We start from the raw sequence: 10985 nt of genomic DNA, 5'->3' as shown, positions 1-10985 counted from the left end.
GTCCTGTCTGGTGGAGAGCAGCGGATCGTGCGTCAAACTGCGTGGCGCATTGCGCTGTTCAAGGGTCTCGATGGTTGTGCTGACGAGGGCGGGCGGTCCAGCCACATAGACATGCCGATCGGCCAGGCACGGCCCCTCAGCGAGATGCTGCTGGAATTGGTCGTGAAAGCCGCGGACACGATGCGGGTCCGGCGGGTACCACCGATGGCAGGTCAGCTGGCGGTGCCGACTCTCAAGGCCGGCGAGGTGCTGTTGATCGTAGAAGTGGTCGCGGCTGCGGGCCACCACGTGCACATCGATGATGCGGGCCGGGCAACGGCGCAGTTGTTCGGCGACGATGGCGCGGGCCGGAGCCCAGCCGGTGCCTGCCGCGATGACCGTCAGGGGCGCCTCGTCTTGCGCGCACCAGCCGTCGCCGGCGGGCGCGGAGAGGGTGAGGGTGTGTCCGGGAGACGCCTGGTCGCACAGGAGGGTACTCAGTGACCCGTCGGGGGTGCGGGCGACGTGGAGTTCCACCTCGCCGCGTGAGGCATCGTCGTCCGGTCGTACGAGGGAGTAGGGGCGCCAGATGCCGCGCAGTTCCGGATGGTGCACGGCCGCGTACTGGCCGGCGCGGAACGGGTAGAACTGGTCAGGGACCGCCTGGAGCACCACGGTGTGTCCGGTGCGGTCAAGACGGCGGGAGACCACCGTGGCCCGCCAACTCGCCGGAATACCTGCGGCATTGTCGCGCTTAACCGCGGCCAGCATGGTGTTCATGGCGAGGGTGTACACGTTGGTCCACGCCCGCTCGGTGTCCTCATTCCACGTGCGCGGCGTGTGCTCGGCGATGGATGCGATCAAGCTCCGGCCGACACTGAGGTAATCGCTCCGGGTAATGCCGTAGCGGCGATGGTCACGGCCCAGCCGCTCCAGGTAGGACAGTGTGCCGGGGGCGTCGAGATGATCGATGACGTGCACCAATGCGTTCAACAACCGCTCGTGCTGTTCACCTAGTTCGGCGGGGAAGAGCCGCCGCAGATCCGGCCTGGCACCGAACAGGTGCGCGTAGAAGAACCGGACCACATGGACACCGCGAGCCCCGGCCCGCTGCAAGCTGTCCTGCACCAACCGCACGTCACGCTCGTCCACTTCCGCTCCCCCACGCCGTCTGCATGTCCCGTCCCGGGGAATTCGGCGCCCCAGCCACGCCGGATTGGTCTAATCCACCATGGGGGCGCGGTCATTCACCGAACGAGACCTCGGGGCAGAGGGAGGACGTGCGTAGGCGACGGTGTTGCGGGAGCCGGAGTGAACCAGCCTGCCACAGCCGGGTTCGGGGACTTGCATGGCCCGGTACGCGTCCAGGCAAGACTCCCCAGAGCGGTGGCGACACCGATGGCCGGGATGGACAGGTGTGTCGGCCTCGAAGCGCACCACGAGGAGTGGGTCGGCGGCTGCCATGACCGCGCGGTCTCCGACGGCCAGGCCACCACAGGCGGTCGGCGTGCTCGTCTACAGCGACCCTTCCGGCTCACCTGCGGTGATCCGCCGACCGCACAGTTGCCGCTCGAGTTCCGTGGAGATCTCCGTGCAGATCTGGCCGGTAGCCCCCCACTCCACCAGCGACTGGGCAACCAGACGCACCTTGATGTTCGTGTGCATGGAGATCTCGCGCAGCGCATCCCACGCTTCGGCCGGTGAAAGGTGTCCAGCGGCAAGAATGACTCCCATCGCCTGATCGATCACCGCATGAGAGACGAGCGCATTCTTGAGCTGAAGGTTCTCCTTCTCCAGCACCTCCACCTTCGCACGCAGCGCCGCCTCAACATCAGCCTTCCGTGTATCCAGGAACAAAACGTCCCTCCGGAGCGAGGGCCACAGCCCCGGGGTCAAGGGCGCTACAGCGACAATCGATCCTCCTACTCTCTGCTTGAGCACGCCAACTCGCAACCCCCGAAAGGCCCACGTAGCGGTCACGGTCGCGACCGCCGACGTGCTCGCGGCGTCCGTCGCACTTCAGGTGACTGAGGGCTGGCCAGGCCGAACGACGTCAGCACGATGGTCGGGCTGATCAACGATCCGCTCTGAGGTCCTTGCCGTACCAGACCTCCATATACGCACCCGTGCAGTACGCCGGGATTTCGGCATAGCCGTGGCGCACGTACAGTGCAAGGCGCGTGTTGAGGACCATCTGAGAGGCACCGAGTGTGCGGGCCTCCTCCTCCAAAAGGTCCAGCAAGAGGCTCGCGCCGTTCTTGCCGCGGAAGGCGGGGCGCACGTAGACGCGGGTGAGCTCAGCGCGCTCGGCGTCCAGTACCAGTACCCCACCACAGGCGGCAGCCTCTTCGCCGTAGTGACCGACGACGAACTGGCCGGTGGGCGGGGTGAGCAGCTCGACACCGTCCCCGGCCAAGCCCTGATCGATCTCCTCGGACGTTGCCGGCCGCTTCCAGTAGCGGCTCGCGACCTCGTCGTAGTAGTCGCGGCGCAGACTGCTCGCGTTGACCGAGTCGAAGGCTTCAGGAGTCAGGGTCCAAGACGTCATGCCTCTGCATAACAGCGGTTCCATAGCCGTGGCCAACGCATTTCGGCAGGAGCCGGAGCCCGCCCTGCCCTGCGGGGCGCGGACAAGTGTCCTTGCCAGACGGCCAGGGGGCGCTCCTCCCGGATGGTGATCAGTTCGCTGGGTCGAGGGTCGCGTAGACCACGACGTTGTCCGCGTAGTGATGGTCGCGGTAGGTGCCCGCACAGGTGATCAGGCGCAGTCCGGCGTAGTCGATGTTGCGGTACACCTCTATGGACGGGAAGTGGTCCTTGGCGTACTGCTCGGTGCGGGTGACGGTGAAGCGAGCGGTGGAGCCGTCGTTGCGCTGTACGGCGATGTGGTCGCCGTGGCGCAGGCGGGCGAGGTTGAAGAAGACGGACTTGGTCTGGTTCCACGTGACGTGTCCCGCGATGACTGCCGGGCCTTTCGCGCCGGGAGTGGGCCCAGGGGTGAACCACCCCGCTTTGGCAGGGTTCTTCGGAGTCTCCATCGCCCTGCTCTTGTCGAGCCCCAGGCGTTCCAGAGAGGTGTTGACGCCGATAGCAGGGATGGACAGGCGAGTTGGTGCGGATGCTTCCATGACGGAAGGCTGAGAAGATGCGGGCCCGTTCTTTCCCGACGACGGTGCATCCGAATGGGCAGGGCTGGAAGCGTGGCCTGCAGGAGCACTCGGCGGCGCCGTCTGCTGGCGTGACAGACCTAGCACCAGGGCCGTAATACCTGCGACAAGCAGCACCGCGGCCACGGTGGCCGACAGCCAGCGCTGTCGACCACCGTGCGCCCGACGCACTATGCGCTGCGTCATAGGGACAGGCTCTCAGCGGCTGTCGGTGATCTGGTGCGTGCGGCGCCGCCGCACGAGCATCAGACCCGCCGCCGCGGCGATCGCGACGCCGCCGCCGGCGATCAGGCCGGGTGATTCGATGCCTGCCGTGCTGCCGGAGCCGGTCTCGACGCCGCCCGAGGGCATGGAACCCACCGACGCGCCCTGCAGCATGCCGCAGTCCGCGGGAGCGGTGGCTTCCTGGGGCAGCTTGAGGTCGAGTTCGCTCTTGCCCTTGCCGAAGTCGTACTTGCCGTTGCGGTTGGGGTCGATGCCGTGCTGGACCACGTGGAGGTCCTTGATGTGGTCGACGACCTTCTGCGACACGGTCAGCGTGCGCTCGTAGGAGAGCTTGCCGTCCTTGTCTGCGGTCGGCATCCGGTCAACGGCCAGCCCGCTGTTCTTGGACGTGTCTCCCTTGGTGGTCAGGGAGATGTTGATGTCGCCGTAGGCCGGGATGCCCTCCGCCGTGGTGACGATGCCGTCCTGGTTCTTGTCCGCGGAGGCGTCCGGGCAGTGGAAGTCGTGCCCACTGGTGGAGCCGTGGATGTGCTGCGCGTGCGGCTGACCGGGCACGAGGCCGGAGGCCTCGATCTTCACCGTGAGCCGGGTGCCGTCCAGGCTGAGCATCGCCGTGCCCTTGGCACCGGACCCGTTCAGCGACGTCAGGTCGACCTGGTAGCTGTCGCCGGACGCGCTCGCCGGATGGCCGGTGTGCGCGGCTGCGGGGAACGATGCGAACGCGAGGGCCGCGGGGACGGCGGCGAGAGCGGTCAGTCGAGCGGCGTGTCGGGCTATCACAACAAGCCTCTTTCCAGCGCCGCTCAGCGAACCTGCCGACCGGCTTCGGAACTCACGAGCTTCTGACTCTCTTATTTCGGAGACATCCCGCGGTCGGATTGGTCGCCGCCCGCTGTCCCGTCCCGGCCCTCGCCCTCCGACCGGTTCTGCGGTACGGAGCAGATGGCGTCCAGCACAGCGGCCCGCATCCGGGCCGGCGGCTCAGCTTCTTGCCGGGGCAGCCGATCTCCGCAGGATGGTGCGGGGGCGCTGTTGTCGAAGGCACTTGTCGTCGTGCCAGAGCGGAACCGCCAGCGGGGTCGGTTACAGGTCGCGTTCCAGCGGCGCAGCCAATCCGTGGTGGTGCGTGGCGTCCAGCGTCGTTTCACGGCATCTCTCCCATGGGCGTACTCGCGCAGCGCTCTTACATGTCGGGAATCCGGCGCCCTGCACGATGCGGCTTGGTCAGCGGCGCGCTTCCAGGGCCCGTGTGCGGGAGCGGGTGCGTCCGATCAGCGGAACCAGTCACCGTCATCGGAGCTGCGACGGCACGGACACGATGCGAATTGGTACTGCTGCCGCATCGCGCTTGTCGACCGAGGGCGTGTACGACCAATCCGAGCGCACCCTCAGGACGGATTCCGGACATGGACCACCACGCTTCACGCAAGCCGCTGCGCGGCATCAAACGCTTGTCCTTGGGTGCCTTGAGCGGTCTGCTGGCCGGATATGCCGCGATTGCGGTGGCCGAGTGCGTCTCTGCTGCCGTACGACCCGAGTCCGGGCCCGTCATCGCCGTCGGCGGGGCGGCGATCGACCGCACACCGCCCGCGGTGAAGGACTGGGCGATTCGCCATTTCGGCACCAACGACAAGCTCATCCTGCAACTGGGCATCCTCGCCGTCCTCACTGTGCTGGCCCTGGTGCTGGGGATGCTGGCGACACGGTGGCGACGGATCGGCTCCCTCGGCGTGCTCGCCTTCGGCGTGGTCGGAGCACTGGCTGCAACCAGTCGACCGGACTCGACCAGCATCAGCGACGCCCTGCCCTCCGTCGCCGGAGCCGTCGTCGGCGCCGGATTGCTGTACTGGCTGACCGGACGCCTGGGACAGGGGCGGCGTGCCACGGCAGAGCAGCCGGCGGTGATCACGGCCGGCGACAGCAAGCCCGCTGCAGCCGGCGGACAGCACATGGGTACGTCACGCACACCAGTGGCAGCCGACCCGGCGGAGTCGGGCTGGGACAGGCGCGGTTTTGTTCTCGCCGCCACGGCGGCGGCCGCGGCATCAACTGGTATCGGCCTGGCGGGACGGGCACTGAACGGTTCACAGGGGCAGAACGCTGTCGCGTCCCGCAAGGACGTAGTGATCCCCGCACCTTCGTCGGCTGCCGCACCCGTCCCCAAAGGCGCAGCACTACGGATCAAAGACGTCAGCCCGTTCATGACTCCCAACGGGGACTTCTACCGGGTCGACACGGCGCTGGTCGTGCCCAAGGTCGATGCCACTTCCTGGAAGCTGCGCATCCATGGCAAGGGCGTGACACGTGAACGCACGCTCTCCTTCGACGACTTGCTGAAGATGCCGCTCATCGAGCGGAACATCACGTTGACCTGTGTATCCAACGAAGTCGGTGGTCCCTACGTCGGCAACGCCCGCTGGATCGGTGTCCGCTTGGACGACCTGCTCAAGGAGTGCGGAGTCAAACCACCGTCCCAAGGCGGTCCTGCCGATCAACTGGTCGCCCGGTCGGTGGACGGCATGACGATCGGCAGCCCCGTCGAGGACGTGCTGGACGGCCGTGACGCGATGCTCGCCCTGGGCATGAACGGCCGGCCCCTGCCTTTCGAGCACGGCTTCCCGGTACGCATGCTGGTCCCTGGCCTGTACGGCTACGTATCGGCGTGCAAGTGGATCCAGGACATCGAACTGACCACCTTCGATGCCTACGACTCCTACTGGGTCAAGCGGGACTGGGCACAAAAGGCCCCGATCAAAACCGAGTCCCGTATCGACACCCCCAAGCCGTTCGGGCGGCCGAAAGCAGGAACCGTGATGGTGGCGGGGGTCGCCTGGGCCCAGCACCGCGGTATCGACAAGGTCGAAGTCCGTGTCGACGACGGCCCGTGGGAAGCAGCCCGACTGGCCACCGAGGACACCAGGGACACCTGGCGTCAGTGGTCGTATCCCTGGGACGCCGGCAAGGGCGGGCACACACTGACCGTGCGGGCCACCGACCGTACCGGCCAGACCCAGACCGAAAAGCGCACCTCGACGATCCCCGACGGCGCCTCGGGCTGGCACTCCGTCGTTGTCACCGTCGACTAACCGGACAGGCCCCACCGGACATGAGCCTCCTGCCGGAAAGCGGAGGGACGCATGAGTTACTGGTGACTTCGATCTGTTCACGCCGCGTTCCAGCGGTACCCGGAAAGGCGGCACATGCCCGAAGCCATCCACATCGGACGCCACCCCGAACACGGCCCAGACCTGACGACATTGATGGGACAGGTCGCGCTCGGCGACAAGGACGCCTTCGCGACGATCTACGACGCCACTGCCGGAGCGGTGTTCGGCACCGTGTACCGGGTGCTGCGCGATCACGCCCAGGCCGAAGAAGTCGCCCAAGAGGTCTGGGTGGAGGCGTGGCGCGGCGCAGTCCGCTACCGGGCCGACCGCGGGACGGTCATCAACTGGCTTCTCACCCTGGCCCACCGACGAAGCGTGGACCGGATCCGGTCGGTGGAGGCTGCGGCCACCCGAGACCACAAAGCGGCGCTGTTGGAACAAGTCCCCAGAGGTCGCCGAGCACCTGTCGACTCCTTTGGGCACGATCAAGACGCGGCTGCGAGACGGCCTCATCCGACTGCGCGACTGCCTGGGGGTGATCGCATGACCGCCGCGCCCGACCTGCACACTCTGACCGGCGCCTACGCGCTCGACGCACTAGAGGAAGACGAACGCATCGCGTTCGAGCAGCACCTGGCCGCATGCCAGTCATGCACTCAGGAGGTGCGTGAGCTGACTGCCACCGCGGGACGCCTCGCACTGGCGGCCACCATGCCGGTGCCCCCTCAGCTCAAGAACCAGGTGATGGCACAGATCGACGCCGTCCGCCAAGACGGACCGCACGTCTCGCCGTCCTCGCCCGGTGCCGTCAGAGGCAGCCACGCCCTGCGCTGGGCTCTGGCCGCCTGCCTCGCCGCAGTAGCCGCCCTGGGCGCCACGACACTGCGGCAGCATCAGCAGACCGACCAGGCCCGCCACGACGCCCAGGCCGCGCAGCATCAGGCCGACCAGATCGCCCAGGTCCTCAGCGCCGCGGACGCCAAGGCGACGGCGACAACGATCGCCGGCGGTGCCCGTGGCTCGGTAGTCGTCTCCCATGACAGCGACAAGGCTGTCTTCATCGCCTCTGGCATGGCGAAGCCGCCCAAGGGCAAGGTTTACCAACTGTGGTTCGCCGACGGGGACCACATGCGCCCGGCCGGGCTGATGAGCCCCTCGCGCACCGATCAAAGCGTGCTGATGACGGGCTCCGTCGCCGAAGCATCCGGCATGGGCATCACCCTAGAGCCGGGCGGTGGCTCGAAACAGCCCACTACTCAGCCACTCGCTCTTTTGTCCCTGCCTGCCTAGGGGCTCTCGCGGGGGCCCGGTGCTGGTCTTGTGCCACGGTCAGCACCGGTGTCTTCAGTTCCTCCGTACGCCTCGGCGGAATGAAAAAGATCAGTGTCTTGAGGAAGCGACCAATCCGTCTCCCCAGCCGCGCCGGATTCCCCACGATGGAGGCGGACCGCCTTCACGGATCTGATCGTTGAGGGATGTCATGCAGACTCGAGTCCGTCGTCTTGCCGTTACTGTCGCTGCTGCCGCCATGTTGCCCCTGGCCCTGACCGCCTGCTCGGACAGCGATTCCAAGGACAATGCATCTGACAGCACGTCATCAGCCGCGTCGAAGGGCTCGGACATGGCCAGCCCCTCGCACGACATGAACGCGATGAACGAGCCGTTCGGCCCGGCCTGTTCCACGGTGCCCAAGGACGGAGCGGGCTCCTTCGACGGCATGGCCAAGGACCCCGTCGCCACCGCTGCCTCCCACAACCCGGCCCTGTCGACACTGGTCACCGCAGTGAAGAAGGCCGGGTTGGTCGACACGCTGAACAACGCAAAGAACATCACCGTGTTCGCCCCCACCAACGACGCCTTCGCGAAGATCCCGAAGGCTGATCTGGACAAGGTCCTCAACGACAAGGCCCAGCTCACCAAGATCCTCACCTACCACGTCGTGGGGCAGAAGCTTGCGCCGAAGGACCTGAGCAACGGCTCGTTCGACACTCTGGAGAAGTCGAAGCTGACGACCTCGGGTTCCGGCGAAAGCTACAAGGTCAACGACACCGCCAACGTGGTGTGCGGCAACGTCAAGACGGCCAATGCGAACGTCTACATCATCGACAGCGTCCTGATGCCCAAGAGCTGACACACCCCGCAGACGGCCGGCCCCCATGCCTGCATCCCCACCGCCTTCGCACACCTCACACGTGTGGCCTCCTTGGACAGCTGGGACGGCGCGACCACGCAAGGGCTGGCAGAGCAGCGTGTCCGGCAGGTGGCATCGCTACCGAACCGAGCAGCAGCCGCTGGTGACTCCTCCCGTCACCAGCGCCGGATACAGCGAAGCGGCAGACGTCATGCCGGCGGAATTGGCTCCCGATGTCCCCTCAGCTAGTTTGTGCACGTGAGGAGACGGAGCGGGGAGCACCATGGACAAGCACCAGGACGGACGCTGCACCTTCCTGACCAGCCACGCCAGGGTCCTGCTGGTACTCGCACGCGACCAGCGCGCGCTGCTGAGCACTATCGCGGCCGACTGCCAGATCACGGAACGGCGCGTGCAGGTCGTCCTCAACGACCTGGAACACGCCGGATTTCTCCAGCGGCGCCGGGCCGGGCGACGCAGCCGGTACGTCCTCGATCTCGACAGGCCCTTGCGGCACCCGGCAGAAGCCTCTTTGACCGTCCGGGACCTGGTAGTCCTGACGTCGTCGGCATACCCCATGTCCGCTGCCGCCGACGGCGAGAACGCGGCCGACACAGTGGAGACCGGCGCCGCAGATCGGCCGAACTCGGCAGTCTGACCGGCACAGGAGTCGAGCAGTCGGCGCAGGTCTTCTCCACCCCGGGCTCGGATCCGGTCAGGAATCAGTGATCGACTCGTTCCCTGCTACGTGCCCGGAGTTCCTCACGCAGGAGTCGGGCCGCAACACCGGCGTCCAGGCCCAGGAGTCCAGCGGCTTCCCGATAGGTATGACAGCCCAGGAGCGTCACTCCGAGAAGCGCCTTCTTGATGCCACACGCCGGAGCTGGACACAGTGAATTCCCTTGTTTGTCTCCACTGAGCCTTACCCGGGTGCGGGGCGCGGCGTTGGCACCGTCTCGGCTCGACGGGCGACTCCGTACGTATCGCGCGCAGATCACATTCCAGAGCTCAACGACAAGTTGCCGCCTCTGTTCGGGCACACCAGCATCGTCGCGTCCCAGGAGTGCCTCGTGAGCCATGGCCTCGACGAACGCGTCCTCAGCAGAGTTGTCGTCTTCACACAGCAGGCACGCGAGGGTATACAGCTCTGCCGCATGCTGGTCATACAGTGCGCCAAGGGCATCGGCTGATGCGCTGCCCCGGCTCTGAGCAAGCGAGATCGGTTCGTCACCGCCGCCGTAATATCCCGAAGCCGCACTGTTCGCCCCGCGAAGACTCTGGTTCATGATCTCCACCGCCTGTAGCCGGCTGACATGGTCAACGGCCAGGGCTGGGGCACGCACAACAATCCTAGTACTCGCCTGCGTGATCTGCGAGAACGCCGGGCAGCACGCAGCGCGATGCCTGGCGAGACTCGCGCGCCAAAAATCACGCGAGGAGTTCCGGGTGCGGATCGTCGGGTGCGGGCGGCTGCTGTTGGCGTTCCAGCTGTGCAGCTGTGTCTGCCAGGGCGGCCAGACACAGCTGCACGGCCTCGTAGGAGCAGCGGCGCGTCCCTACGCTGTCCACCCACTTCGCGCCGTCGAGGCTCGCCCGACGACCCGGTATCGAGGTCGTCTGACGGGACCGCGCGCCGTTCTTCGCCGAAGGCGCCGCTGCCGGAGCGCCGCAAACGGTGCAGGTCGCCGACCGGTGGCATCTCTGGCACAACCTCAGCGAGGCCGCCGAGCGCAGTGTCGCCCAGCACCGCCTCTGCCTTCGTGTCCTGACGCCCGCACCCGCTCAGCCCGAACCCGAGACCACTGCCGCCCCAGACCCGTCCACCTCGCCATGGCCGACAGGCCACCGCTTCGCCGACCGGACCCGGGGCCGGCACGCAGCCGTCCACGCCCTGCTGGAGGCAGGCCACAGCCGACGCTCGGTCCAGCGACAGCGCGGCATGGCCTGGCACACCGTCAAGCGGTTCGCCGACGCCGCGAAGCCGGAGGACCTGTTTACCGGCAAGTGGCAGAACCGGTCCTCGGTCCTCGACGACTCCAAGCCGTACCTGGACGACCGCTGGAACCAGGGCTCCACCCACGCGTGGAAGCTGTGGGAGGAGATCGTGCCGCTCGGCTACAAGGGCAGCTACCAGCGCGTTCGCGCCTACCTGCGCGAGAAGCGCACCTCACCACGCCCGGTGACCGCCCGGCCACCCTCACCCCGAGCCGTCGCCGGATGGATCTCCGGCGCCCGGACACCCTCGCCGAGTCCGAGCAGCTCCAGCTCAAAGCCGTCCGGAGGCACTGCCCCGAACTCGACGCTCTCACCCTCAACCAAGGGCCGGCACCTGTCCCGCCCGGAACCTACAGCTCTTGCTCGACGAGCATCTTGAGC

11 protein-coding genes and 1 pseudogene are annotated in these 10985 nt (G+C 67.0%); 6 read left to right on the top strand and 6 right to left on the bottom strand.

Annotated features, from left to right (window positions below; genetic code table 11):
- From G3I40_RS03635 to G3I40_RS03615, 5 genes are all read right to left on the bottom strand, one after another.
- Positions 1 to 1131: globin domain-containing protein (locus tag G3I40_RS03635; protein WP_164300672.1), on the bottom strand; the 1131-nt coding region annotated here is incomplete at its 3' end.
- Positions 1132 to 1494: 363 nt separating this feature from the next.
- The gene (locus G3I40_RS03630) at positions 1495 to 1779 is read right to left on the bottom strand and encodes an ANTAR domain-containing protein (protein WP_343244812.1); all 285 of its coding nucleotides are present in this window, start codon (positions 1777 to 1779) and stop codon (positions 1495 to 1497) included.
- Between the two features lie 274 nt (positions 1780 to 2053).
- Entirely contained in the window at positions 2054 to 2527 is a 474-nt protein-coding gene (locus G3I40_RS03625) for a GNAT family N-acetyltransferase (RefSeq protein WP_203643345.1), read from the bottom strand.
- 130 nt (positions 2528 to 2657) lie between these two features.
- Positions 2658 to 3107 carry a class F sortase gene (locus G3I40_RS03620; protein WP_239091494.1) on the bottom strand — a complete coding sequence of 150 codons (450 nt, stop codon included), beginning with the start codon at positions 3105 to 3107 and terminating at the stop codon, positions 2658 to 2660.
- Positions 3108 to 3344: 237 nt separating this feature from the next.
- Positions 3345 to 4151 carry a hypothetical protein gene (locus G3I40_RS03615; protein ID WP_164300669.1) on the bottom strand — a complete coding sequence of 269 codons (807 nt, stop codon included), beginning with the start codon at positions 4149 to 4151 and terminating at the stop codon, positions 3345 to 3347.
- A 626-nt stretch (positions 4152 to 4777) separates the two neighbouring features.
- On the opposite strand from G3I40_RS03615, the gene G3I40_RS03610 reads away from it, so the two are divergent.
- The 5 genes and pseudogenes from G3I40_RS03610 to G3I40_RS03590 all read left to right on the top strand — a co-directional run bounded on the left by G3I40_RS03610 (position 4778) and on the right by G3I40_RS03590 (position 9267).
- Positions 4778 to 6457 (top strand): molybdopterin-dependent oxidoreductase, encoded by a 1680-nt coding sequence (locus tag G3I40_RS03610; RefSeq protein ID WP_164300668.1) that lies wholly within the window; start codon positions 4778 to 4780, stop codon positions 6455 to 6457.
- A gap of 114 nt (positions 6458 to 6571) precedes the next feature.
- Positions 6572 to 7025 (top strand): annotated as a pseudogene (locus G3I40_RS03605) (sigma factor).
- Positions 7022 to 7768, top strand: coding sequence for an anti-sigma factor (locus tag G3I40_RS03600; RefSeq protein ID WP_164300667.1), 747 nt, complete (start codon positions 7022 to 7024; stop codon positions 7766 to 7768). The pseudogene G3I40_RS03605 and the gene G3I40_RS03600 overlap by 4 nt, the downstream one beginning before the upstream one ends.
- A 190-nt stretch (positions 7769 to 7958) precedes the next feature.
- Positions 7959 to 8609 (top strand): fasciclin domain-containing protein, encoded by a 651-nt coding sequence (locus G3I40_RS03595; RefSeq protein WP_164300666.1) that lies wholly within the window; start codon positions 7959 to 7961, stop codon positions 8607 to 8609.
- A gap of 283 nt (positions 8610 to 8892) precedes the next feature.
- Complete coding sequence (locus tag G3I40_RS03590) at positions 8893 to 9267, top strand: transcriptional regulator (RefSeq protein WP_203643343.1); 375 nt, start codon at positions 8893 to 8895, stop codon at positions 9265 to 9267.
- Between the two features lie 770 nt (positions 9268 to 10037).
- Here the strand turns inward: G3I40_RS03590 and G3I40_RS03585 are convergent.
- A complete protein-coding gene (locus G3I40_RS03585; RefSeq protein WP_164300665.1) occupies positions 10038 to 10178 on the bottom strand; it encodes a hypothetical protein in 141 nt (46 codons plus the stop codon).
- A gap of 106 nt (positions 10179 to 10284) precedes the next feature.
- Here G3I40_RS03585 and G3I40_RS03580 point away from each other — a divergent pair, with 106 nt between their 5' ends.
- Entirely contained in the window at positions 10285 to 10983 is a 699-nt protein-coding gene (locus G3I40_RS03580; protein ID WP_164300664.1) for a hypothetical protein, read from the top strand.
- The last annotated feature ends 2 nt before the right edge of the window (positions 10984 to 10985 follow it).

The sequence above is a fragment of the Streptomyces sp. SID14478 genome, from assembly GCF_010548525.1.
Lineage (GTDB): Bacteria > Actinomycetota > Actinomycetes > Streptomycetales > Streptomycetaceae > Streptomyces.
Note: the sequence above shows the minus strand (reverse complement) of the source record. Positions and strands in the feature narration are given on the sequence as shown.

Excerpts from the sequence above, each read along its gene's own strand:
- G3I40_RS03625 (WP_203643345.1), bottom strand. The coding sequence starts at position 2,527 with ATGACGTCTTGGACCCTGACTCCTGAAGCCTTCGACTCGGTCAACGCG.
- G3I40_RS03620 (WP_239091494.1), bottom strand. The coding sequence starts at position 3,107 with ATGGAAGCATCCGCACCAACTCGCCTGTCCATCCCTGCTATCGGCGTC.
- G3I40_RS03610 (WP_164300668.1), top strand. The coding sequence starts at position 4,778 with ATGGACCACCACGCTTCACGCAAGCCGCTGCGCGGCATCAAACGCTTG.
- G3I40_RS03600 (WP_164300667.1), top strand. The coding sequence starts at position 7,022 with ATGACCGCCGCGCCCGACCTGCACACTCTGACCGGCGCCTACGCGCTC.
- G3I40_RS03595 (WP_164300666.1), top strand. The coding sequence starts at position 7,959 with ATGCAGACTCGAGTCCGTCGTCTTGCCGTTACTGTCGCTGCTGCCGCC.
- G3I40_RS03590 (WP_203643343.1), top strand. The coding sequence starts at position 8,893 with ATGGACAAGCACCAGGACGGACGCTGCACCTTCCTGACCAGCCACGCC.